The organism is Burkholderia cepacia ATCC 25416 (genome assembly GCF_001411495.1).
Lineage (GTDB): Bacteria > Pseudomonadota > Gammaproteobacteria > Burkholderiales > Burkholderiaceae > Burkholderia > Burkholderia cepacia.
In genome coordinates this window covers 3439263-3463986 of sequence record NZ_CP012981.1, presented here as the reverse complement: position 1 = coordinate 3463986, position 24724 = coordinate 3439263, and the positions used below count along the sequence as shown (strand labels likewise).

Below are 24724 nucleotides of genomic sequence, written 5' to 3'. Positions count from 1 at the left end.
GATGCTGCACCTGATCGATGCGTTCGTATCGGACATCCAGACCTGGCTGTACGTCGACGTCGTGCAGCCGCTCCTCTTCAAGTTCAACCTGATGGACTACGACGAGGACACCTACGACGCGCTGTACTGGGTGATCGTCGGCGCGCTGCAGATGGTGCTGATGTTCGTGCTGCTGCGCCCGCTCGAGGCGCTGCGGCCCGTCGAGCGCTGGACGAACCGCCGTGCCGTGCGGGTCGACGTGATCTACACCGCGATCGCGAAGCTCGGCATCTATTCGCTGTTCTTCTTCTTCGCGCTGCAGCCGCTGTTCGACAACTTCCAGGCGTGGCTGCGCCTGCACGGGGTCGCGAACGTCAACCTCGACTACCTGTGGCCGGGCGTGACCTCGAAGCCGATCGTCGCGTTCGCGATCTATCTCGTCGTGCTCGATTTCGCCGGCTACTGGTATCACCGCTGGCAGCACAAGTTCGGCGTCTGGTGGGAGCTGCACGCCGTGCATCACAGCCAGCGCCAGATGTCGCTGTGGTGCGACGACCGCAACCACGTGCTCGACGACGTGATCCAGTCGTGCTTCTTCGCGGCGATCGCGCTCGTGATCGGCGTGACGCCGTCGCAGTTCGTCGTGCTGACCGCGTTCACCAACTTCATGCAGAGCATTCAGCACACGAATGCGCGCCTGTCGTTCGGCTGGCTCGGCGAGCGCCTGTTCGTGAGCCCGATCTTCCACCGGCGCCACCACGCGGTCGGCTACGGCCACGAAGGCACGAAGTACGGCTGCAACTTCGGCGTGCTGTTCCCGTGGTGGGACATGATGTTCGGCACCGCGTCGTGGAACCGCACGGTCGAGCCGACCGGCATCCGCGACCAGGTCGAGGGCGTGTCCTATGGCGAAGGCTTCTGGGCGCAGCACGGCCTCGCGTTCGTGCGGATCTTCCGGCGCCTGTTCCCCGCCAAGCGCGGCGCGGCGTCGGCCTGATCCGGCCATTCCCACGTTGAGCGGCTCTCCCACGCGGCCCGCATGTGCTTTGGCGCATGCGGGCCGCGTGGTTTATCCTTTCCCCGTTTTTCTCCGTCGATACAGGCTCGCATGAACGACTTGCTGCGTTCCTTCGTCCGGGCATTGGCGAGCGCACTGCATCCGCGCATGCTCTGGCTCACCCTGATGCCGTTTCTCGTCTCGGCCGTCCTGTGGGGCGTCGTGCTGTGGTTTTCGTGGCAGACGCTGCTGGACCTCGCACGCGGCGCGCTCGACGGCTTCGTGCTGACGGCCCTGCTGTACCGCGCGTTCGACGCGATCGGCATGTCGCAGCTGCATGCGGTCGTCGCGCCGTTCGTGGTCGTGTCGCTCGCGATTCCGCTGATCGTGCTGACCGTGCTGTTGCTGATCGCGACGATTTCGATGCCGGTCGTGATCAAGCACCTGTCGAACCGGCAGTTCGCGGCGCTCGAGCCGAAGCGGGGCGGCACCTTCTTCGGCAGCGTGTTCAATTCGCTGTGGGCGGCGCTGGCCGGTGTCGTCGTGCTGGTCGTCACGATCCCGCTGTGGCTGATTCCACCGTTTTTCGCGCTGCTGCCGCCCGTGATCTGGGGCTGGCTGACGTACCGCGTGATGACCTACGATGCGCTCGCGCTGCACGCGAGCCGCGACGAGCGCCGGGCGCTCGTGCGCCGGCACCGCTGGCCGCTGATCGGCATCGGCGTCGCGACCGGGCTGCTCGGCACCGTGCCGACCTTCGTGTGGGTATCGTCGGTCTGGATGATGGTGCTGTTCCCGTTCGTCGCGGCGGCCATGATCTGGGTTTACGCTTTCATCCTCGTCTTCTCGGCGCTGTGGTTCGGGCATTACTGCCTGCGCGCGCTGGAGGACCTGCGTGCGAGTTCGCGCGCCACCGCAATCGACATGGGGCAGGCATGAGCATCGGCATCATCATCATCGGCGACGAAATCCTTTCGGGCCGCCGGCAGGACAAGCATCTGGCGAAGGTCATCGAGCTGCTCGGCGCACGCGGCCTCGCGCTCGACTGGGCCGAATACGTCGGCGACGATCCGGCGCGCATCACGGCGACCCTCGCACGCGCGATTGCATCGGGCGACATCGTGTTCTCGACGGGCGGGATCGGCGCGACGCCGGACGACCACACGCGCCAGTGCGCGGCCGCCGCGCTCGGCGTGACGCTCGAGCTGCATCCGGAAGCGAAGGTGCTGATTTCGGAGCGGATCCGCGAAACCCACACCGACCCGGCCACGCCGGTCGATTTCGATTCTCCGGAGAACCAGCACCGCTTCAACATGGGCGTGTTTCCGGTGGGCGCGACGATCATCCCGAACGGCTACAACCGGATTCCCGGTTTCTCGGTCGGCGACCTGCATTTCGTGCCGGGTTTCCCGGTGATGGCGTGGCCGATGATCGAATGGGTGCTCGATACGAAGTACGCACACCTGCATCACGCGACGCCGCACGCGGAGCGTTCGCTGTACGTGTTCGAGCTGCCGGAATCGACGCTCACGCCGTTGATGGAGCGCATCGAGCGCGATTTCCCAGGCGTGCGCGTGTTCAGCCTGCCGAGCGTGGGCGATGCGGAGCGTGGCGGGATCTTCGCGCGCCGTCACATCGACCTCGGCGTGAAGGGCGAGCCGGAAGCGGTCGCGGCCGCGTACGTGAAGCTGCGCGAGGGCGTGCACCTGCTCGGCGGCGACGTCGTCGAAGCCGAGACGTCGCGCGCCTGAGCGGCGCGCCAGCCGGCCGCACAAAAACCACGGGCCGCGCAACGCGGCCCGTCATCGGCATGTCATCGCCCGGCTCGACGATGAGGCTGTCGTCACCGGCGGGCGCGGCGCGCCGTCAGGCGCCGATCCACGGCAGTTTCCGGAAGCACCAGCCGTCGACCGTCTTGCGGTGGCCTTCGGCGTCCTTCGCGCCCTCGAAGCCTTCGAGCAGGTCGAACGCCTTCGTGAAGCCGGCCTGCGTGGAGGCGACCGCGGCGAGCTTCGAGCGCGCGGCGCTGCGGCACAGGAACAGGATGGGGGTATCGGCCGGGAGGGCCGCTTTCAGTTCGTTGACGAATTCGGCGTTCGGCACGCCGCCCGGGTAGCGCGTCCATTCGAGGTGCAGGTACTGGCCGTCGCCGACGAGCGGGCGGCCGATCCAGTCGAGTTCGGCGCGGGTGCGCACGTCGACGAGGCGTGCCGACGGATCGAGCTGCAGCAGTTCGAAGGCTTCGGCCGGCAGCAGCGCCCCGGCGTAGTTGAGCGCGCCTTGGGCGCGGCGTTCGTCGGCCTTCGCGTAAAGCTGGTCGAGCGTACTCATGGCAGGGAGTCTCCGTATCGGTCAAACGAGCATTCTAGCGCGGCGTCGCGGCACGGATGGCCGCGTGCGGTGCGGTGCACGCGTGGCCCACGTGTTCACCAAAAAAAGTGCAGAATGGCACGCATGCACCAGAATGATTCCTTGGTTGCGGCGGGCTACCGGAATTGCACCATTGCGGTGCTTTCGGCGAGCGACCAGTGCGGCGCAAGGCCCCGGAATCGCGCAGCCCGGCCCTGTCGTGGCGAGCCCCGGCGCGATTTGCGCCCGTCGTTCGCAAAGGTGGCACGGAAGCTGCTATATAGAATTCGGTCGAATCGGGGCGCGCTGCGCCAAAGCAAGACCCCGATCAGCTCGATAAACGAGGCGGTTCCCAGTCCGCCGGAATTGTTCTAATCAGGAGAAGAGGTTATGAGTAAAACCGTCGCCGACGTCATGCAGCTCGTGAAGGACGAGGACGTCAAGTTTGTCGATTTCCGCTTCACGGATACGCGCGGCAAGGAGCAGCACGTGTCGGTGCCGGTTTCGGCGTTTGACGAAGACAAGTTCGAAAGCGGCCATGCATTCGACGGCTCGTCGATCGCCGGCTGGAAGGGCATCGAGGCGTCGGACATGCTGCTCATGCCGGATCCGAGCGCCGCTTTCGTCGACCCGTTCTATGAAGAGTCGACCCTCGTGCTGACCTGCGACGTGGTCGAGCCGGCCGACGGCAAGGGCTACGAGCGCGATCCGCGTTCGCTCGCGAAGCGCGGCGAAGCGTACCTGAAGAGCACGGGCATCGGCGACACGGCCTACTTCGGTCCGGAACCGGAATTCTTCATTTTCGACTCGGTTCAGTGGAACACGGACATGTCGGGCTGCTTCGTGAAGATCAACTCGGAAGAAGCGCCGTGGTCGGCAGGCAAGGAATTCGAAGGCGGCAACACGGGCCACCGTCCGGGCACGAAGGGCGGCTACTTCCCGGTCGCACCGGTCGACACGTTCCAGGACATGCGTTCGGAAATGTGCCTGCTGCTCGAACAGCTCGGCATTCCGGTCGAAGTGCACCACCACGAAGTGGCGGGCCAGGGCCAGAACGAAATCGGCACGAAGTTCTCGACGCTGGTTCAGCGCGCCGACTGGACGCAATGGTCGAAGTACATCATCCACAACGTCGCGCACTCGTACGGCAAGACGGCGACGTTCATGCCGAAGCCGGTCGTCGGCGACAACGGTTCGGGCATGCACGTTCACCAGTCGATCTGGAAGGACGGCCAGAACCTGTTCGCGGGCAACGGCTACGCCGGCCTGTCGGAACTGGCGCTGTTCTACATCGGCGGCATCATCAAGCACGCCCGTGCACTGAACGCGATCACGAACCCGACGACGAACTCGTACAAGCGTCTGGTCCCGCACTTCGAAGCACCGGTCAAGCTCGCGTACTCCGCGCGTAACCGTTCGGCATCGATCCGCATTCCGCACGTGTCGAACCCGAAGGGCCGCCGTATCGAAACGCGCTTCCCGGATCCGATGGCGAACCCGTACCTGTGCTTCACGGCGCTGATGATGGCCGGCCTCGACGGGATCCAGAACAAGATCCATCCGGGCGAAGCAGCGGACAAGAACCTGTACGACCTGCCGCCGGAAGAGGATGCAAAGATCCCGACCGTCTGCGCGGGCCTCGACCAGGCACTCGAAGCGCTCGACAAGGATCGCGAGTTCCTGACGCGCGGCGGCGTGTTCACGGACGGCATGATCGACGCGTACCTCGCGCTGAAGGAGCAGGAGCTGGCGAAGTTCCGCATGACGACGCACCCGATCGAGTTCGAGATGTACTACTCGCTGTAATCGGCGATGGCGCTTCGATTCAGCGCCGTTTTGCCGGTTCGTTCCCGCCGCGCGGTTGGCGGCGGGGGCGGCGGAGTCTGAAAGGGGCGGCGTTCAGCCGTCCCTTTTTTGTTCCGGTGATTTTCCTTTTCTGGCCCGTTGAGGCGCGACAAGCACGCAGATGGTTCTGAAGAATCTGATCAAGGCGAAAACGGGGCAGCCCGAGCGACTGACGGACGACGAGCGGCTCGCACGCTCGGGCCTGCTGGCAGGGCTGGAAGCGCTGCCGACGGTCGTGCTCGTGCTCGACCGCAAGACGCTGCGGATCGCATTCGCGAACCCCTCCGCGGAGGCGATGCTCGACATCTCGCGCCGGCAGCTCGCGCAGCGGCCGTGGGGCGAGATTTTTCCGAACGCGAACGAACTGGCGTCGACGATCACCGCGATCGGCGAGGAGCGCTTTCACGCGACGCACCTCGATACCGTGCTCGACCGGCCCGGCCGCGAACCGCTGCACGTGCACGCGATCGTCGGCTTCCTCGAGACCGCGCCCGATTTCGTGCTCGTCGAGCTGTTCGAGAACGAACGGCAGTCGCGCACCGATCGCGAGGAGCGCATCCACGACCTGACCGCGGTCAACAAGCAGCTGATCCGCAACCTCGCGCACGAGATCAAGAATCCGCTCGGCGGCATTCGCGGCGCGGCCCAGCTGCTCGAATTCGAACTCGGCGAGCGCGAGCGCGGCGAGTTGCGTGAATACACGCAGGTGATCATCAAGGAGTCCGACCGCCTGCAGACGCTCGTCGACCGGTTGCTGGAGCCACACCGGCATCCGCACATCGTCGGCGACGTGAACATTCATGAAGTATGCGAACGCGTGCGCGCGGTGATGCTCGCGGAATTCCCGCGCGGGCTCACGATCGAGCGCGACTACGACGTGAGCGTGCCGGACCTGCGCGGCGACAAGGAGCAACTGATCCAGGCGCTGCTCAACATCGTGCGCAACGCGGCGCAGGCGCTGCGCGAACGGATCGCGCAGGGCGACGCGAAGATCGAGTTGCGCACGCGCATCGCGCGCAAGGTGACGATCGCGAAGCGCCTGTACCGGCTGGCACTGGACTTGCACGTGATCGACAACGGACCCGGCATCCCGGAAGACATCCGCGACCGGATCTTCTACCCGCTCGTGTCCGGGCGCGACGACGGCAGCGGCCTCGGCCTGACGCTCGCGCAGACGTTCGTGCAGCAGCACGACGGGACGATCGAGGTCGAAAGCCGGCCCGGACGTACCGAATTTCAGATCCTGCTGCCGCTCGATCATTGAGCGACGGCATGGCGATTCACCGGATTCACCAATATCTGACCGACCTATGAAGCCGATCTGGATAGTAGACGACGACCAATCGATCCGCTGGGTGCTTGAAAAGGCGCTCGCCCGGGACAGCTTCGCGACGAAGAGCTTCGCGAACGTGCGCGACGCGCTGGCCGCGCTCGACCACGAGACGCCGCAGGTGCTCGTATCCGACATCCGGATGCCGGGCGGCTCGGGCCTCGAGTTGCTGCAGGCGATGCACGAGCGCCTGCCGGGCCTGCCCGTCATCATCATGACGGCGTTCTCCGATCTCGACAGCGCTGTGGCGGCGTTCCAGGGAGGCGCGTTCGAATATCTCGCGAAGCCGTTCGACGTCGACAAGGCGGTCGAGCTGATCCGCCGCGCCGTCGAGGAAAGCCTGCGAGGCGGCGTGCCGCAGGACGAGCGCGTGGCCGAGGCGCCCGAGATGCTCGGCCAGGCGCCCGCGATGCAGGACATGTTCCGCGCGATCGGCCGCCTGTCGCACTCGGCCGCGACCGTGCTGATCACCGGCGAATCGGGCACCGGCAAGGAGCTCGTCGCGCGTGCGCTGCACCGTCACAGCCCGCGCGCGAACGGGCCGTTCATCGCGCTGAACACCGCGGCGATCCCGAAGGACCTGCTCGAATCCGAGCTGTTCGGCCATGAGCGCGGCGCGTTCACCGGCGCGCAGTCGACGCGGCAGGGCCGCTTCGAGCAGGCCGAGAACGGCACGCTGTTCCTCGACGAAATCGGCGACATGCCGTTTGACCTGCAGACGCGCCTGTTGCGCGTGCTGTCGGACGGGCAGTTCTATCGGGTCGGCGGGCACAACCCGCTGCGCGCGAACGTGCGCGTGATCGCCGCGACGCACCAGAATCTCGAATCGCGCGTGCGGCAGGGCCTGTTCCGCGAAGACCTTTACCACCGGCTCAACGTGATCCGGCTGCGGCTGCCGCCGCTGCGCGAGCGCAGCGAGGACATCGCGCTGCTCACGCGCCACTTCCTGCAGAAGAGCGCGCGCGATCTCGGCGTCGAGCCGAAACGCGTGTCCGACGAGGCGCTGGCCTACCTGACGTCGCTCGCGTTTCCCGGCAACGTGCGCCAGCTCGAGAACCTCGCGAACTGGCTGACCGTGATGGCGCCCGCGCAGACGGTCGAGATCAAGGACCTGCCGCCCGACCTCGTGCCGGCCGGCGCGCCGGTCGTCGCTGCGGGCGAAGGTGCGGGCACGCACGTCGGTGGTGGCGATACGGCACTCTCTGCACCGGTGACGGGCACGGCGCCGGTGGCGTCCGCGCCTGTCGCGGCCGCGCCGAACGGCAGCGCGCCGGCCGGCTATCCGGTGTGGGAGCATGGTTTGCGCACCGAGGTGGCGCGGCTGTTGCGCGAGAATTCGGCCGACGTGATGGACGAACTCGCACGCCGCTTCGAGGCGGCCGTGATCCGCGAGGCGCTCGACTTTACGCGCGGTCGCAAGGTCGAGGCCGCGGAGCGCCTCGGCATCGGCCGCAACACGATCACGCGCAAGATCCAGGAACTCCATCTGGAGCCCTGAGCACGATTTGCGGCATGCGCGGGCATCGCGCATGCCGCGATCGGACATAATCGCGGTTTGCACGCCGTTTGCCATTCCGCCCATCCGCAATGTCCGATTCCTTCCGCTGGCCCGCCGGGGCCGACCCGTTCCGTTTCCTCGAAGCGCTCGACAGCAAGCGCGCCCGCACGTGGGTCGACGAGCAGAACGCGCGCACGCGCGCCGCGCTGCGTGACGACGATGCCTATCGCGCGCTCACGGCGCGCCTCGCGAAAGCGTACCTGCCGCGCGAACGCCCGGTGATTCCAACCCGCTGGCGCGACTGGGCCTACGACCTGTGGCAGGACGATCTCCATCCGAAGGGGCTGTGGCGCCGCACGCGCTGGGACGACTGGCGTGCAGGCCGGCCGGCGTGGGAAACGCTGCTCGACGTCGACGCGCTCGGCGCGGAGGAGGGCGAATCGTGGGTGTTCGAGCAGGACGCGATCCTGTATCCGGACGGCGATCGCGCGCTGCTGTCGCTGTCGCCGGGCGGTGCCGACGCGGTCGTCGTGCGCGAATTCGATCTCGTCGAACGTCGTTTCGTCGACGGCGGCTTCACGATCGACGAGCCGGGGCATCACACGGTCGGCTGGATCGATCGCGATACCGTCTACGTGAGCTGGGATCGCGGCGACGCGCATGCCACCGCGGCCGGCTATCCGTATGAAGCGCGGCGCTGGGTGCGCGGCACCGCGCTTGCCGATGCGCCGGTCGTCTTCAGCGGCGAACCCGACGACATCAGCGCGGGCGCGGGGTTCGATCCGATCGACAACCGCCACGTCGCGTGGCGCAGCGTCGACTTCTTCGACGCGCATGCGTACCGGCTGACCGACGCGGGCGAGTGGGCGCGCTACGACGTGCCGCCCCATGTCGAGGTCGGGTTCTGGGAAGGCTGGCTCATGCTGGAGCCGCGCCTCGACTGGGATTGCGGCGGCGTGCGCCATGCGGGCGGCTCGCTGCTGGCGATCCGCGAGCAGGCGTTCCTGGCCGGGTCGCGCGAACTCACGACGCTGTTCGCGCCGCAGCCGACGACGTCCGCGTGCACGTGGACGCACACGCGCACGACGCTGATCGCGAGCTGGCTCGACGACGTGCACAACCGCACGATGCTGTGGCAACCGCGACAGGTCGACGACGGTACGTGGACATGGGATGCGCGGCCGTTCGAGTGGGCGGGCGATGCGCAGATCGACGTCGAGCCCGTCGAGTCGACGCTGAACGACGAGGTGTACGTCGACGTCGACACCTATCTCGATCCGCCCGAATGCTGGCTGGCGGATCTGGCCGACCGCGCGGACGATGCGTCGTCGCGCCGCGTGCTGCTCGACCGGCCGCCGGTGCAGTTCGACGCGACGGGGCTCGTCGTGCGCCGCGCGAGCGCGCGCTCGCAAGACGGCACGATGGTGCCGTACACGCTGATCGGGCCGCGCGATGCACTCGATCCGGCCGAAGGCGCCACGCGCGTCGCGCGGCCGTGTTTGCTGTCGGGCTACGGCGGTTTTGCGATCCCGAACCTGCCGGGCTACAGCGACGCGTTCGGCATCGGGTGGCTCGAGCGCGGCGGCGTGATGGCGTTCGCGCACATCCGCGGCGGCGGCGAGTTCGGGCCGCGCTGGCACGTCGACGCGCAGCGCGAACACCGCCAGCGCTCGTTCGACGATTTCATCGCGGTGGCCGAGGATCTGGCCGCGACCGGCGTGACGAGCGCCGCACAGCTCGGCATCGAGGGCGGCAGCAACGGCGGGCTGCTGGTTGCCGCGTGCATGGTGCAGCGGCCGGAGCTGTTCGGCGCGGTGCTCTGCCGCGTGCCGCTGCTCGACATGCGGCGCTATCCGAAGCTGCACGCGGGCGCCGCGTGGCTCGACGAATACGGCGACCCGGACGATCCGCACGAAGGTGCGGCGCTGGCCGCGTATTCGCCGTATCACCGCGTGCGCGAGGGCGTCGCGTATCCGCCGTTACTGCTGACGACGTCGACGCGCGACGACCGCGTGCATCCCGCGCATGCGCGCAAGATGGCCGCGCGCATGCATGCGCTCGGTCATGAACGGGTGTGGTATTGGGAGAACACCGACGGCGGCCACGGCAGCGCCGACGATCTGGAACGCGCGGAAGCCGACGCGGCGGAATTCGGGTTCCTGTGGGCCCATCTCGGGCCGGCGCCCGCGCGGCGCTGAACGCGCGCGGGCTGCCCGGTCAGCCGACGACCGCGACCACGGGCGTGTGGTCGGACGGCTGTTCCCACGTGCGCGGCGTGCGATCGACCTCGCACGACGTGCAGGTTTGCGCGAGCGCCGGCGACAGCAGCACGTGGTCGATGCGCAGCCCCGCGTTGCGGCGGAACGCCATCATCCGGTAGTCCCACCATGTGAAGGTCTTCTCCGGCTGTTCGAAGCGGCGGAACGCATCGACGAAGCCGAGTTCGATCAGTTGCACGAAGTGGGCGCGCTCCTGCGGCGACACGAGGTTCTGGCCTTCCCATTTCGCGGGGTCGTGCACGTCGCGGTCTTCCGGCGCGATGTTGTAGTCGCCGAGCAGCGCGAGCTTCGGGTAGCGCTGCAGCTCGGTGCGCAGCCACGCCTGCAGCGCGTCGAGCCATTGCATCTTGTAGACGAACTTGTCCGAGTCGGGCGCCTGGCCGTTCGGGAAATACGCGGACACGATGCGCACGCCGTCGACCGTCGCGGCGATCACGCGCTGCTGGGGATCGTCGAAGCCCGGAATGTTGCGTACGACGTCCGATTCGTCGACGGACAGCGTGTCGCGCGCGAGGATCGCGACGCCGTTGTAGGTCTTCTGGCCCGTGAACCAGCTGCGGTAGCCGGCGGCTTCAAGATCGGCGCGCGGGAATTTCTCGTCCGGCAGCTTCAGTTCCTGCAGGCACAGCACGTCGGTGCCGCTTTGCGCGAGCCAGTCGAGTACGTGCTGCTTGCGGACGTTGAGCGAGTTGACGTTCCAGGTGGCGATTTTCATGAACGGGGAGTGTGCGTGCGGGGTAAATGCGAAGGCCGCCATCTTACCGCGAGCACGCGGTGCGAACGCGCCCGTCGTGCGGGGCGGGGGCGGTGCCTCGCACCGCCGTCACGGTGAATCGGGAAGAAATTGTGACAAAAGTATTGACGTGAGTACTTCCTCACCCTATAATTTATTTCTCTGACGCGGGGTGGAGCAGTCTGGCAGCTCGTCGGGCTCATAACCCGAAGGTCGTAGGTTCAAATCCTACCCCCGCAACCAAGCACACCAGACGATGTGCAGCGCATATGACCGATGCGCGCTTCGTCGACAAGAACCCGGCTCCATGCCGGGTTTTTTGTTTTCTGCGCGCGGCGCCGCTATCGCGCCGCCCACTCGACCGCCGCCTTCGCATGCAGCGCGGTCGTATCGAACACCGGCAGCGGCGAGTCGTCCGCGCCGATCAGCAGCGTGATTTCCGTGCAACCGAGGATCACCGCCTGGGCGCCGCGTGTCGCCAGTTCCTCGATGATCGTCCCGTACGTCGCGCGCGATTCCGGCGCGATGATGCCGTGGCACAGCTCGTCGTAGATGATCCGGTGCACGTCGTCGCGCCCGCGTTCGTCCGGCACGAGTACCTCCATGCCGAACCTGTCGCGCAACCGCTCCGCGTAGAACGGCAACTCCATCGTGTAGCGCGTGCCCAGCAGCGCGACGCGCTCGATGCCCGCATCGCGAAGCGCGGCGCCGGTCGGATCGGCGATGTGCAGGAACGGCAGCGTCACCGCGGCTTCGATCGCGGCGTGGACGCGATGCATCGTATTGGTCGTCAACACGACAAGATCGGCGCCGGCCGCTTCGAGCTGCCGCGCGGCACTCGCCATCCGCTCGCCGAGCGCGGCCCAGTCGTGCGTGCGCTGCAGCGCTTCGATCTCCGCGAAATCGACCGTGACCAGCACGCTTTTCGCGTTGTGATGTCCGCCGTGCAGCGCCTTCGAATGGCGATTGATCATCCGGTAGTACTCGGCCGACGATTCCCAGCTCATCCCGCCGATCAGTCCGATCGTCTTCATCCGTCACCTTTGCGTTTCGTGTATTGCGGCAGACGAGTATAGGCGCCGCTGCCCGCGCCGGCCGGTACGATCCGTGCAAAGCGGGCCGGTACGGCACAGCCGGGCGCGACCGCACGCGACAGTTGAAACCGGCACTGTGTTTTTGTACAGTATCGGCACCGTGAACCCGACCATCATTCCGCCTGCCGATCCGCACGCGCCGCCGCCGGGCGACGTGCTGCCGCGCATGCGCAAGATCATTCATTGCGATTGCGACTGCTTCTACGCGTCGGTCGAGATGCGCGACGACCCGTCGCTGCGCCACCGGCCGCTCGCGGTCGGCGGCCGGCCCGACCAGCGCGGCGTGATCGCGACCTGCAACTACGAGGCGCGGCGCTACGGCGTGCATTCGGCGATGTCGTCGGCGCTGGCGATGCGCAAGTGTCCGGACCTGCTGATCCTGCCGTCAGCAATGGACAAGTACCGCGCGGCATCGCGGCAGATCATGGCGATCTATCGCGACTACACGCCCGACGTCGAGCCGCTGTCGCTCGACGAGGCGTACCTCGACGTCAGCGGGTCGGAGCAGTGCCAGGGCAGTGCGACGCTGATTGCGCGGGAGATCCGTCAGCGCGTGCACGATACGGTCGGCGTGACCGTGTCGGCCGGCGTCGCGCCGAACAAGTTCATCGCGAAGATCGCGTCCGACTGGAACAAGCCCGACGGGCTGTTCGTCGTGCGGCCGCACGAGATCGACGCGTTCGTCGCGGCGCTGCCGGTGCGCAAGCTGCACGGCGTCGGCAAGGTGACGGCCTCGCGGCTCGACCGGCTCGGCATCCAGACCTGCGCGCAATTGCGCGACTGGCCGCTGATCGACCTGCACCGCGAATTCGGCGCGTTCGGGCGGCGGCTGTACGAATTGTCGCGCGGGATCGACGAGCGGCCGGTGCAGGCCGACCAGGAGCGCAAGTCGGTCAGCGTCGAGACGACCTACGTCACCGATCTGACGACGCTCGAGCAGTGCGCGGCAGAAATCCGCCGCCTCGTCGTGCAGCTCGACGCGCGTATCGTGCGGGCGGGCGCCGCGCGGTCGATCCGCAAGCTGTACGTGAAGATCCGCTTCGCCGATTTCCAGCGGACGACGGTCGAGTGCGTGGCCGACGCGACGCATGCGGATACGGCCGTCACGCTGCTCGCGAAGGGGCTGCAACGGCGTGCGCAGGCGGTGCGGCTGCTCGGCGTCGGCGTGCGCATCGACGAGGATACCGCCGAGCGCCACGGGCAGTTCTCGCTGTTCGACGACGAAGCCGGTAACGCCGACGACGCAGCCGGCGAACCCCCGGCGCCATGAAAAAAGGCACCGCCGCGGCGGTGCCTTTCGATGCAGCCGGACGAGCCGGACAGCGTGCGCTCAGTGCGCGGGGGCGGCCATCCCGTTGTGGCGCAGCAGCGCATCGATCTGCGGCTCGCGGCCGCGGAACGCCTTGAACGAATCCATCGCCGGGCGGCTGCCGCCGACCTCGAGGATTTCGCGGCGATAGCGCGTGCCGGTCGCCGCGTCGAGCACGCTGCCGCTCGCGGCGGCCGCTTCCTCGAACGCCGCGTACGCATCGGCCGACAGCACCTCGGCCCACTTGTAGCTGTAGTAGCCGGCCGCGTAGCCGCCCGCGAAGATGTGGCTGAACGTGTTCGGCCAGCGCGAGAACGCGGCTTGCGGGATCACGTGATAGCGTTCGTTGATCTCGCGCGCGAATGCGGTCACGCCGGTGGCGCCGGCCGGGTCGAAGTCGACGTGCAGCAGCATGTCGAACATCGAGAACACGATCTGGCGCAGCGTGCCGAGCCCGCTCTGGAAGTTCTTCGCGGCGATCATCTTGTCGAACAGCTCGCGCGGCAGCGCGGCGCCCGTATCGACGTGCGACGACATCGACGACAGCACGTCCCATTCCCAGCAGAAGTTTTCCATGAACTGCGACGGCAGCTCGACGGCATCCCATTCGACGCCGTTGATGCCCGACACGCCGAGCTCGTCGACGCGCGTGAGCATGTGGTGCAGCCCGTGGCCGAATTCATGGAACAGCGTGATGACTTCGTCGTGCGTGAAGCATGCGGGCTTGCCGCCGACCGGTGCCGAGAAGTTGCAGGTCAGGTACGCGACCGGCGTCTGCACGGTGCTGCCGCGCTTCGCGCGCGAACGCGCGTCGTCCATCCACGCACCGCCGCGCTTGCCTTCGCGCGCGTACAGGTCGAGATAGAACTGCGCGACGAGCGAGCCGTCGCGGTTTTCGACGCGGAAGAAGCGCACGTCCTTGTGCCACACCGGCGCATCGTCCGGCTTGATCTGGACGCCGAACAGCGTCTCGGTGACGGTGAACAGGCCCTTCAGCGCGGCCGGCTCCGGGAAGTACTGCTTGACCTCGTTTTCCGAGAACGCGTAGCGCTGCTGGCGCAGCTTCTCGGCCGCGTATGCGACGTCCCACGGCGCGAGTTCGGCGAGGCCGAGTTCCTTCGCGGCGAACGTGCGCAGCTCGTCCCAGTCCTTGTCCGCGTGCGGGCGTGCGCGCGTCGCGAGATCCTCGAGGAACGCGATCACCTGCTGCGGCGATTCGGCCATCTTCGGCGCGAGCGACACTTCGGCGAAGTTGCGGTAGCCGAGCATCTGCGCCTCTTCGCGGCGCAGCTTCAGCGCATCGGCGACGATCGCCGTGTTGTCCCATTCGGCCTTGCCGTCGCCGTACTGCGGCCCGAGTTCCGACGCGCGCGTCGCATAGGCGCGGTAGAGCGTCTCGCGCAGCGCGCGGTTGTCGGCGTATTGCAGCACCGGGAAGTACGACGGGAAGTGCAGCGTGAATTTCCAGCCTTCCTTGCCGTCCTTCTGCGCGGCTTCGCGGGCGGCCTCGATCGCGTCGCCGGGCAGGCCGGCCAGTTCGGCGTCGTCCTGCACGATGTACGCGTACGCGTTGGTCGCGTCGAGCACGTGATCGGAGAAGGCCTTCGACAGCGCGGCCTGCTGTTCCTGAAGTTCCGCGAAGCGCGGCTTCTGGTCCTCGGGCAGCTCGGCGCCCGACAGGCGGAAATCGCGCAGCGCGTTGTCGAGGATCTTTTTGCGTTCGGTGGACAGCGTTGCGTATTCGGCACTCGCGGCGATCGCCTTGTACTTCTCGTACAGCGCGAGGTTCTGGCCGACGCTCGACCAGAATTCGGTCACGCGCGGCAGGTTTTCGCCGTAGGCGGCCCGCAGTTCGGGGGTATCGGCGACCGCGTTCAGGTGGCCGACGATGCCCCACGCGCGACCGAGCGGCTCCGTCGCGTGCTCGACCGTCTCGACGACATCCGCCCAGGTTGCCGGCGTCGCGGCGGCGCTTGCGGTCTCGACCGCGCGGTTGGCGGCATCGAGCAGCGTGTCGAGCGCGGGCGTCACGTGTTCCGGGCGGATCTCGCCGAAGCGGGGCAGGCCCGAGAAGTCGAGAAGCGGGTTGGTGTTGGCGCTGGCGGACATAAGACTCCCTGTCTGTTGCCGGATGAACCGGAGTGAAAAGGGTAAGGCGCGCACGGCAGCGCGGCGCCCGATATCGACATTATTGGGGCGCATCGCGCGCTTTCCAATCGTTAGTTTCTAACGACGCGATTGGCGCGGGGTCGAATGCGGGACGGGGCGGCCGGCAAGGTGCGGCCGGCGAGGCGCCGGCGCGCGGAACCGCACGCCGGCTGAACGGGCAGGGTCAGGCGGCTGCGTCGGCCGCGCGCTCGGCGGCTTCGATCGTGTTGATCAGCAGCATCGTGATGGTCATCGGGCCGACGCCGCCCGGCACCGGCGTGATGTGGCCGGCCACTTCCTTCACGCCCGCGAAGTCGACGTCGCCGCACAGCTTGCCCGCATCGTCGCGGTTCATGCCGACGTCGATCACCGTCGCGCCGGGCTTCACCATGTCGGCGGTCAGGATGTTGCGCTTGCCGACCGCGGCGACCACGACGTCGGCCTGCCGCGTATGCGCGGCGAGGTCACGCGTCTTGCTGTGGCAGATCGTCACGGTCGCACCGGCGTCGAGCAGCATCATCGCCATCGGCTTGCCGACGATGTTCGAGCGGCCGATCACGACCGCGTTCGCACCCTGCAGCGCGATGCCGTGCGCCTCGAACATCTTCATCACGCCGTACGGCGTGCACGGCCGGAACAGCGGCTTGCCGGTCATCAGCGCGCCGGCGTTCGCGATGTGGAAGCCGTCGACGTCCTTCTCCGGCGCGATCGCCTCGATCACCTTGTGGCTGTCGATGTGCGCGGGCAGCGGCAGCTGGACGAGGATGCCGTGGATCTTCGGGTCGCGGTTCAGCTCGTCGATGCGCGCGAGCAGGTCGGCTTCCGACAGCGTGGCCGGGTACGCATCCTTCAGCGAGAAGAAGCCGTTGTCCTCGCACGCCTTGATCTTGTTGCGCACGTAGACTTCGCTCGCCGGGTTGGCGCCGACGAGGATCACCGCGAGACCGGGCTGGTGGCCGCGTGCGGTCAGGGCGGCGGCGCGTTCGGCGGCCTGCGCGCGCAAGGTCTTCGAGAGGGCGTTGCCGTCGATGAGGAGGGCTGTCATGGTGGTGGTCCTGCCGGGAAGTTGGAATGCGGGCGTGCGGCACGCGAAGCGCCGCAGCAAAGCACGCAATTATACCGGTCGCCTGCCGTCGTCCGACAGTGAATACAAGGAAAGCGTCATGGCGCCGGTGCCGGCGCTCCGGGAGGAAGCGCCGGGATGCCGCGCGAGTGGGCCGCATCGCGCGGCGCGGTAGTGTCCGATGGTGCGGCCGGCCGGGCAGGGCTGCCCGGAGCCGCGTGCGACGCTCAGGCCTGCTTCTTCGACAGCGCGAGGCGCAGCAGGTCCGCCACCGTATTGACGTTGAGCTTTTCCATGATGTTCGCGCGGTGCGCTTCGACCGTCTTGATGCTGATGCCGAGATCGTCGGCGATCTGCTTGTTCAGGCGGCCCGCGATGATCCGTTCGAGCACCTGCTGCTCGCGCGCGGTCAGCTTCGACAGGCGTTCGCTCGCGGCACGCTGCTCCTGGACGCTCTTGCTTTCGCTTCGGGCCTTGTCGAGCATCCGCTCGACGAGCTTGCGCAGCTCGGCTTCGTCGAACGGTTTCTCGATAAAGTCCATCGCACCCTTTTTCATCGTCGACACGGCCATCGGCACGTCGCCGTGACCCGTGACGAAGATGATCGGCAGCGCGGCATTGTCGGCGATCAGGCGCTCCTGCAGCTCGAGACCGCTCATGCCCGACATCCGCACGTCGAGGATCAGGCACGCGATCTGGCCGGCCTGCTGCGCCGGCTGGTACGCATCGAGGAACTGCTCGGCGCTCGAGAAGCATTGCACGCGATAGCCGTTCGCCTCCAGCAGCCAGCGCAGCGAGTCCCGTACGGCCTCGTCGTCGTCGACGACGAAGACGGTTTCCTGAGTGGTGGTGACAGGGCTATTCATAGTTCTCCCGTAACGGTATGTGATGCCGATGCCTCGCGCCCCCCTTGGCCGAGATCAGCGGGTTCCCCAATGGGCAGGCTGCAGTGGAACGTCGCGCCGGAAATGCGGCCATCCGGCTCGACGTTGTTGACCACCCACAGACGCCCCCGATGCGATTCGATGATCGAACGGCAGATGTTCAGCCCCATGCCCATGCCATCGGACTTGGTGCTGTAAAACGGTTCGAACAGGCGCTCGGCGGTCGCTTCGTCGACGCCCGGGCCCTGGTCGATCACGCGGATGTCGACGAATCCCGCCTCGATGTCGGCGATGACGCGGATCACGCCGTCCGCCGACGCCGGCTTCACGTCGGCCATCGCCTCGGCCGCGTTCTTCATCAGGTTCACGAGCACCTGCTCGATCAGCACGGGGTCGACATAAATAATAGGCATTCTTGCGAGGATTTCCGTGACGATCCGGATCCTGCGCTTCCTGGCCTCGATTTCAGCGAGCCCGACCGCGTCGGCGACGATGTCCGCGACCCGGGCCGGCTGGCGCTTCGGTTCGCTGCGCTTCACGAACTCACGGATCCGCTTGACGATCATCCCGGCGCGCAGCGCCTGCTGCGCGGTCTTTTCCAGCGCGGGCTGCAGTGTCTCGGGCGTGCCGCGGCCGCTCTTCACGAGCGCGAGCGTTCCCGAGCAGTAGTTGTTGATCGCGGCGAGCGGCTGGTTCAATTCGTGAGCAATCGACGACGCCATTTCACCCATCGTCATCAATCGGCTCGTGAACTGCAGCTTCTCTTCCTGCTGGTGCGCGAGCTCCTGCGCCTTCTTGCGGGTCGTGATGTCGGTCGCGATCTGCATCTGCGCGAGGTGGCCGTCCACCCACTGGATGTACTGGCGGCGCACCTCGAACCACTTCTGGATGCTCTCGACGTACACCTCCTGTGCATCGGCCGTGCTGCTCGTCAGCGCGGCGGCCGGCAAGCCCGCGAACGCGTCGACCATGTCGATCGAGTCGGACGATGCCTGCGCGCGGTCGAAGCCGCCGCCCGACAGCTCGAGATGGCCGTCCGGGCGAATGCCGAACAGGTGGCGGTAGTAGCGGTTCGCGAACAGCAGCTCGGCTTCGTCGGCGGCCAGCACCGACACCGCGGCGTCGAGGCTTTCGAGCACCGTCGTGAAGCGCTCGTGCGCGGCCGCGAGTTCCTCGCGTGCACGCTTCGGCTCGGTGATGTCGGTCATCGACGACATCCAGCCGGTCTGGCGGCCCGAACTGTCGATCAGCGGCGACACGTACAGGCGCGCATGGAACAGCGTGCCGTTCTTGCGCCGCACGCGTAGCTCGAAGCCCGAGCTCGGCGCCTTGCCGCGCAGCGTCATGTCGAGCTGGCGCTGCATTTCCGGGTAAGCGTCGCGCGGCCAGTACGGGAACGGCGCGACCTTGCCGACGAGGTCGGTTTCGTCCCAGCCCGTCATCCGGCAGAACGCGGGGTTCACGTGCGTGATGCGGCCGTGCATGTCGAGCACGCGCATGCCGATCAGCACCGAATTCTCCATCGCGCGGCGGAAGAACGCTTCCGCGTACAGCGCCTGCTGCGCCTCGAAGCGCTGGCGCGTGTGCTTCCACAGGCTCCAGAGGCTCCACAGCACGAAGCACGACAGGCCCGCCACGAGCCACACGAGCGTGTTGTTGGTGAGGTTTGTGAGCTGCGGGAATGCGTACACGCGCACGGTCAGCCCCTGGCCGGGCGGATCGAGCGGCAGGTCGTAGTGCGAGTCGCGCGGCAGGCGCGGGCGCGTCGACGTGGACGACAGCTCGCGGTTGTTCGCGTCGGTGATCGAGATCTTGTACTTCGACGACAGTTCCTGCGGGATGTCGTGCTTCAGGATGCCTTCGACCGAGAACACCGCGGCGATCGAGCCGAGGTACTCGCGGTCGCCGCGCATGACGGGCGTCTGCAGCGTGATGAAGCCGTTGCCGAAGTCGTCGTAGATCAGCGGCGAATAGGCCTGGCGGCGCGTGCTGCGCGCCTCGTCGTATGCGCCGCGCACGGCGTCCTGCATCTGCGCTTCGCCGGGCTTCGCGAGCCGCTGGCCGAGCAGCGGCGGATGCACGGTCGGCCAGCGCTGTACGCCGGGCGACGTGTACCAGTTCAGGTAGAGGATTTCCGGGTGCGTCTGCATCACGTCCGCGACGGCCATCTGGAACGCGTTCTGGTCGAGACGGCCGGACGCGAGATCGCGCGACAGTGCCTGGAGCTGTTCCTGCGCACCCGTCATCGACAGGCGGATCTGCTGCTGCGCCCACGCGACGTTCCGGAAGAGGGTGTCTTCCTGCTGCTGCTGTTCGCGGCGGTTGAGGCTCCACAGGATGAGGCTCATCACCACCAGGAACACGAGGATCGACAGCAGTGGCGTCAGCAAATAGGAATTGGACCACCACGGTCCGTGGTGCCAACGGGACGGCTGCGACTCCGCCGGCGGGCCCGACGGTCGCGCCGAGCGTGCGAAAAGCCGATCGGTCAACATGGCAGGATTGTAGCGCAGCGCAATACATGGAAAACCTATACCGGATATGTTGAACGGAAACGGATTTGTTTCGCCGGGACGCGCCGGAGAGCCCCGAAATATGGGTGCAGCGCAGCAATATTTCGTATTGCGAGAAAAGATCTCACTATTCGAAAATTTTGTTGCGCAGGCCCGCGCACGCTCATTACAATCCGCTGGAGCTTGCCCGCAGCCGGTCGCGTCGCGTCGTCTGCACGAGAGCGATCCTCACATTCCAGGACCCAGGAGACGAGAATGTCCGCTGTACCGAACGAAGTGATGAAATATGTCGCCGCCGAACGTGACGACGACCCGCAAGAAACCGTCGAGTGGCTGGAGTCGCTCGATGGCGTGATCTCCTCCGTGGGCACCGGCCGCGCGCATTACCTGATCGAAAAGCAGATCGAGTTCGCCCGCATGCACGGCGAACACCTGCCGTTCTCCGCCAATACCCCGTACATCAACACGATCCCGGTCGAAGCCCAGGCGAAGATCCCTGGCGACCAGGACATCGAGCACCGCATCCGTTCGTACACGCGCTGGAACGCGCTGGCGATGGTGCTGCGTGCAGGCAAGGACACGAACGTCGGCGGCCACATCGCGTCGTTCGCGTCGGCCGCGACGCTCTATGACGTCGGCTACAACCACTTCTGGCACGCAGCGTCCGAGCAGCACGGCGGCGATCTCGTGTTCGTGCAGGGCCACTCGTCGCCGGGCGTCTACTCGCGCGCATTCCTGCTCGGCCGCCTGAAGGAAGAGCAGCTCGACAACTTCCGCCAGGAAGTCGACGGCAACGGCATTTCGTCGTACCCGCACCCGTGGCTGATGCCGGACTTCTGGCAGTTCCCGACCGTGTCGATGGGTCTCGGCCCGATCATGGCGATCTACCAGGCACGTTTCATGAAGTACCTGGAAGCGCGCGGCATCGCGAAGACGGAAGGCCGCAAGGTGTGGGCATTCCTCGGCGACGGCGAGACGGACGAGCCGGAATCGCTCGGCGCGATCGGGATGGCGAGCCGCGAAAAGCTCGACAACCTCGTGTTCGTGATCAACTGCAACCTGCAGCGTCTCGACGGCCCGGTGCGCGGCAACGGCAAGATCATCCAGGAACTGGAATCGGAATTCCGCGGTGCCGGCTGGAACGTGATCAAGGTCATCTGGGGCAGCCGCTGGGATGCGCTGTTCGCACGCGACAAGACGGGCGCGCTGATGCGCCGCATGATGGAAGTCGTCGACGGCGAGTACCAGACGTACAAGTCGGAGTCGGGCGCGTTCGTGCGCGAGCACTTCTTCAACACGCCTGAACTGAAGGCGCTCGTCGCCGACTGGTCCGACGACGACATCTGGGCGCTGAACCGCGGCGGCCACGATCCGCACAAGATCTACGCGGCTTTCCACGAAGCCACGAACACGAAGGGTGCGCCGACCGTCATTCTCGCGAAGACCATCAAGGGCTACGGGATGGGCGAATCGGGCCAGGCGATGAACATCACGCACCAGCAGAAGAAGCTGCCGGTCGAGCAACTGAAGAAGTTCCGTGACCAGTTCCGCCTGCCGATCACCGACGAGCAGATCGCCGACGTGCCGTACCTGAAGTTCGAGGAAGGCTCGAAGGAACTCGAATACATGCGCAAGCAGCGCATGGATCTCGGCGGCTACCTGCCGCATCGCCGCGAGAAGGCGACGTCGCTGCCGGTGCCGGCGCTCGACGCGTTCGAACCGCTGCTGAAGGGCACGGGCGAGGGCCGCGAGATCTCGACGACGATGGCGTTCGTGCGGATCCTGAACATCCTGCTGAAGGACAAGGCGCTCGGCAAGCGCGTCGTGCCGATCGTCCCGGACGAATCGCGTACGTTCGGCATGGAAGGCCTGTTCCGCCAGATCGGTATCTGGAACCAGCAGGGCCAGAAGTACGTGCCGGAAGATTCCGACCAGCTGATGTTCTACAAGGAATCGGAGACCGGCCAGATCCTGCAGGAAGGCATCAACGAAGCGGGCGGCATGTGCGACTGGATCGCGGCGGCGACGTCGTATTCGACGCACGGCGAGATCATGGTGCCGTTCTACATCTTCTACTCGATGTTCGGCTTCCAGCGGATCGGCGACCTGGCATGGGCCGCGGGCGACATGCGTTCGCGCGGCTTCCTGCTCGGCGGTACCGCGGGCCGCACGACGCTGAACGGCGAAGGCCTGCAGCACGAAGACGGCCACTCGCTGCTGTGGGCGGCATCGGTGCCGAACTGCGTGAGCTACGACCCGACCTTCGGCTACGAACTCGCGGTGATCGTCCAGGACGGCCTGCGCCGCATGGTGCAGGACCAGGAGGACGTGTACTACTACATCACGGTGATGAACGAGAACTACGAGCACCCGGCGATTCCGCAGGGCGAGCACGTGGCGGCCGACATCATCAAGGGCATGTACTCGTTCAAGAAGGCCGACGCCGACAAGAAGGCGCCGCGCGTTCAACTGCTCGGCGCGGGCACGATCTTCAACGAAGTGATCGCTGCCGCCGACCTGCTGAAGAACGACTGGGGCGTCGCCGCCGACCTGTGGAGCGTGCCGAGCTTCACCGAGCTGGCGCGTGAAGGCCACCAGGTCGAGCGCTGGAACCTGCTCCATCCGACCGAGGAGCGTCGCCTGTCGCACGTGCAGAAGTGCCTGAAGGACACGCAGGGCCCGGTCATCGCGTCGACCGACTACGTCCGCGCGCTGGTCGACCAGATCCGCGGCCAGATCGATCGCCGCTTCGTCGTGCTGGGCACCGACGGTTTCGGCCGCTCGGATACCCGCGAGAAGCTGCGTCACTTCTTCGAAGTCGACCGTCACTGGGTCACCGTCGCCGCGCTCAACGCGCTGGCCGACGAGGGCACGATCGAGCGCAAGGTGGTCGCGGACGCGATCGCCAAGTACAACCTCGATCCGTCGAAGCCCAACCCGATGACCGTTTAACGCACACGCCGTGTGATGCCGCGCGCCGCTTCCGCGAGAAGCGCGCGCGGCCATGGAGACAGAAACAGATGAGTCAAGCGATCGAAGTGAAGGTGCCGGATATCGGCGATTACAAGGACGTGCCGGTGATCGAGATCGGCGTGAAGGTCGGCGACACGGTCGAGCCGGAGCAGTCGCTCGTCACGCTCGAGTCGGACAAGGCGACGATGGACGTGCCGAGCCCGGTAGGCGGCGTCGTGAAGGAAATCAAGGTCAAGGTGGGCGATTCCGTGTCGGAAGGCTCGCTGATCATCCTGCTCGAAGGCGGCGCCGCGGCGCAGGCCAACGGCGCGGCTGCGCCGGCCGCAGCACCGGCTCCGGCGGCAGCGCCTGCGCCGGCCGCAGCGGCACCGGTTGCCGCACCGGCAGCCGCCGGCGGCACGCTCGAAGTGAAGGTACCGGACATCGGCGACTACAAGGACGTGCCGGTGATCGAGATCGGCGTGAAGGTCGGCGACACGGTCGAGAAGGAACAGTCGCTCGTCACGCTCGAGTCGGACAAGGCGACGATGGACGTGCCGAGCCCGGCAGCGGGCGTCGTGAAGGAAATCAAGGTCAAGGTGGGCGATTCGGTGTCGGAAGGCACGCTGATCGTGCTGCTCGAAGCCGCAGGTGCAGCGGCTGCCGCACCGCAGGCGAGCGCACCGGCGCCCGCCGCAGCAGCGCCGGCGCCGACACCCGCCGCCGCACCCGCGAAGGCCGCACCGGCCGCTGCCGCACCGGCTCCGGCCGCGGCACCGTCGGGCGAATACCGCGCCAGCCACGCATCGCCGTCGGTACGCAAGTTCGCGCGCGAACTCGGCGTCGAAGTCGCGCGCGTGCAGGGCTCGGGTCCGAAGGGCCGCATCACGAAGGAAGACGTCACGGGCTTCGTGAAGGGCGTGATGACCGGCCAGCGCGCGGCACCGGGCGCGGCAGCCGCGCCGGCAGGCGGCGGCGAGCTGAATCTGCTGCCGTGGCCGAAGGTCGACTTCTCGAAGTTCGGCCCGTTCGAGGCGAAGCCGCTGTCGCGCATCAAGAAGATCTCGGGCGCGAACCTGCATCGCAACTGGGTGATGATCCCGCACGTCACGAACAACGACGAAGCGGACATCACCGAGCTCGAAGCGCTGCGCGTGCAGCTGAACAAGGAGCACGAAAAGGCGGGCGTGAAGTTCACGATGCTCGCGTTCGTGATCAAGGCGGTCGTCGCCGCGCTGAAGAAATTCCCGACCTTCAACGCGAGCCTCGACGGCGACAACCTGGTGTTCAAGCAGTACTACCACATCGGTTTTGCCGCGGACACGCCGAACGGCCTCGTCGTGCCGGTGATCCGCGATGCGGACAAGAAGGGGCTCGTCGATATCGCGAAGGAGATGGCCGAGCTGTCGAAGGCCGCACGCGACGGCAAGCTGAAGCCGGACCAGATGCAGGGCGGTTGCTTCTCGATCTCGTCGCTCGGCGGGATCGGCGGCACCAACTTCACGCCGATCATCAATGCGCCGGAAGTCGCGATCCTCGGGTTGTCGCGCGGTCAGATGAAGCCGGTGTGGGACGGCAAGCAGTTCGTGCCGCGTCTGACGCTGCCGCTGTCGCTGTCGTATGACCATCGCGTGATCGATGGCGCGGAAGCCGCGCGGTTCAATGCGTATCTCGGCGCGTTGCTCGCGGATTTCCGTCGCATCATTCTTTGATGAGCGGGGAGTGTGCTCGCGGGGTGCGTGGGTTTATGT

General features: G+C 66.7%; 18 protein-coding genes and 1 tRNA gene. 12 read left to right on the top strand and 7 right to left on the bottom strand.

What is annotated here, in order from left to right:
• Nucleotide 1: 1 nt before the first annotated feature.
• The 3 genes from APZ15_RS16010 (at nucleotide 2) to APZ15_RS16000 (ending at nucleotide 2727) form a co-directional block, all read left to right on the top strand.
• Nucleotides 2-976, top strand: coding sequence for a sterol desaturase family protein (locus APZ15_RS16010; protein WP_021157648.1), 975 nt, complete (start codon nucleotides 2-4; stop codon nucleotides 974-976).
• A 111-nt stretch (nucleotides 977-1087) separates the two neighbouring features.
• Nucleotides 1088-1915 carry an EI24 domain-containing protein gene (locus APZ15_RS16005; RefSeq protein WP_021157649.1) on the top strand — a complete coding sequence of 276 codons (828 nt, stop codon included), beginning with the start codon at nucleotides 1088-1090 and terminating at the stop codon, nucleotides 1913-1915.
• Nucleotides 1912-2727, top strand: a complete 816-nt coding sequence (locus APZ15_RS16000; protein WP_027786951.1) for a competence/damage-inducible protein A — start codon at nucleotides 1912-1914, stop codon at nucleotides 2725-2727. Before APZ15_RS16005 ends, APZ15_RS16000 begins: the two co-directional genes overlap by 4 nt.
• 115 nt (nucleotides 2728-2842) lie before the next feature.
• Here APZ15_RS16000 and APZ15_RS15995 read toward each other — a convergent pair whose 3' ends face one another.
• Nucleotides 2843-3307, bottom strand: coding sequence for a rhodanese-like domain-containing protein (locus APZ15_RS15995; RefSeq protein ID WP_027786952.1), 465 nt, complete (start codon nucleotides 3305-3307; stop codon nucleotides 2843-2845).
• Nucleotides 3308-3715: 408 nt separating this feature from the next.
• Between APZ15_RS15995 and glnA the strand changes: the two genes are divergently transcribed.
• The 4 genes from glnA (at nucleotide 3716) to APZ15_RS15975 (ending at nucleotide 10196) form a co-directional block, all read left to right on the top strand.
• A complete protein-coding gene (gene glnA, locus APZ15_RS15990) occupies nucleotides 3716-5131 on the top strand; it encodes a type I glutamate--ammonia ligase (protein WP_017331833.1) in 1416 nt (471 codons plus the stop codon).
• A gap of 160 nt (nucleotides 5132-5291) precedes the next feature.
• Nucleotides 5292-6434 carry a nitrogen regulation protein NR(II) gene (gene glnL, locus APZ15_RS15985; RefSeq protein WP_021157653.1) on the top strand — a complete coding sequence of 381 codons (1143 nt, stop codon included), beginning with the start codon at nucleotides 5292-5294 and terminating at the stop codon, nucleotides 6432-6434.
• 46 nt (nucleotides 6435-6480) lie between these two features.
• Nucleotides 6481-7998, top strand: a complete 1518-nt coding sequence (gene ntrC, locus APZ15_RS15980) for a nitrogen regulation protein NR(I) (RefSeq protein ID WP_021157654.1) — start codon at nucleotides 6481-6483, stop codon at nucleotides 7996-7998.
• Between the two features lie 89 nt (nucleotides 7999-8087).
• Entirely contained in the window at nucleotides 8088-10196 is a 2109-nt protein-coding gene (locus tag APZ15_RS15975; RefSeq protein ID WP_027786953.1) for a prolyl oligopeptidase family serine peptidase, read from the top strand.
• A gap of 19 nt (nucleotides 10197-10215) precedes the next feature.
• On the opposite strand, the gene xth is transcribed toward APZ15_RS15975, so the two are convergent.
• Entirely contained in the window at nucleotides 10216-10992 is a 777-nt protein-coding gene (gene xth / locus APZ15_RS15970; protein ID WP_027786954.1) for an exodeoxyribonuclease III, read from the bottom strand.
• Between the two features lie 184 nt (nucleotides 10993-11176).
• On the opposite strand from xth, the gene APZ15_RS15965 reads away from it, so the two are divergent.
• Nucleotides 11177-11253, top strand: a tRNA-Met gene (locus tag APZ15_RS15965).
• A gap of 98 nt (nucleotides 11254-11351) precedes the next feature.
• On the opposite strand, the gene APZ15_RS15960 is transcribed toward APZ15_RS15965, so the two are convergent.
• Nucleotides 11352-12044, bottom strand: a complete 693-nt coding sequence (locus APZ15_RS15960; protein WP_027786955.1) for an aspartate/glutamate racemase family protein — start codon at nucleotides 12042-12044, stop codon at nucleotides 11352-11354.
• A gap of 136 nt (nucleotides 12045-12180) precedes the next feature.
• On the opposite strand from APZ15_RS15960, the gene dinB reads away from it, so the two are divergent.
• Nucleotides 12181-13374 carry a DNA polymerase IV gene (gene dinB / locus APZ15_RS15955; protein ID WP_027786956.1) on the top strand — a complete coding sequence of 398 codons (1194 nt, stop codon included), beginning with the start codon at nucleotides 12181-12183 and terminating at the stop codon, nucleotides 13372-13374.
• 60 nt (nucleotides 13375-13434) lie between these two features.
• On the opposite strand, the gene APZ15_RS15950 is transcribed toward dinB, so the two are convergent.
• Nucleotides 13435-15522, bottom strand: coding sequence for a M3 family metallopeptidase (locus APZ15_RS15950; protein WP_027786957.1), 2088 nt, complete (start codon nucleotides 15520-15522; stop codon nucleotides 13435-13437).
• 223 nt (nucleotides 15523-15745) lie between these two features.
• Entirely contained in the window at nucleotides 15746-16606 is an 861-nt protein-coding gene (folD, locus tag APZ15_RS15945) for a bifunctional methylenetetrahydrofolate dehydrogenase/methenyltetrahydrofolate cyclohydrolase FolD (protein WP_027786958.1), read from the bottom strand.
• On the opposite strand from folD, the gene APZ15_RS15940 reads away from it, so the two are divergent.
• Nucleotides 16605-16799 (top strand): hypothetical protein, encoded by a 195-nt coding sequence (locus APZ15_RS15940; RefSeq protein WP_027786959.1) that lies wholly within the window; start codon nucleotides 16605-16607, stop codon nucleotides 16797-16799. The two genes, folD and APZ15_RS15940, sit on opposite strands and share 2 nt — an antisense overlap.
• 52 nt (nucleotides 16800-16851) lie before the next feature.
• Here the strand turns inward: APZ15_RS15940 and fixJ are convergent, their stop codons facing one another.
• Both fixJ and fixL read right to left on the bottom strand, forming a co-directional pair.
• Nucleotides 16852-17490, bottom strand: coding sequence for an oxygen response regulator transcription factor FixJ (gene fixJ, locus APZ15_RS15935; RefSeq protein WP_006493245.1), 639 nt, complete (start codon nucleotides 17488-17490; stop codon nucleotides 16852-16854).
• Nucleotides 17487-20003, bottom strand: a complete 2517-nt coding sequence (gene fixL, locus APZ15_RS15930) for an oxygen sensor histidine kinase FixL (RefSeq protein WP_027786960.1) — start codon at nucleotides 20001-20003, stop codon at nucleotides 17487-17489. Before fixL ends, fixJ begins: the two co-directional genes overlap by 4 nt.
• A 273-nt stretch (nucleotides 20004-20276) precedes the next feature.
• Between fixL and aceE the strand changes: the two genes are divergently transcribed.
• Together aceE and aceF are read left to right on the top strand one after the other, a co-directional pair.
• Entirely contained in the window at nucleotides 20277-22973 is a 2697-nt protein-coding gene (aceE, locus tag APZ15_RS15925) for a pyruvate dehydrogenase (acetyl-transferring), homodimeric type (protein WP_027786961.1), read from the top strand.
• A gap of 68 nt (nucleotides 22974-23041) precedes the next feature.
• Complete coding sequence (gene aceF / locus APZ15_RS15920) at nucleotides 23042-24685, top strand: dihydrolipoyllysine-residue acetyltransferase (RefSeq protein ID WP_027786962.1); 1644 nt, start codon at nucleotides 23042-23044, stop codon at nucleotides 24683-24685.
• Nucleotides 24686-24724: the final 39 nt, after the last annotated feature.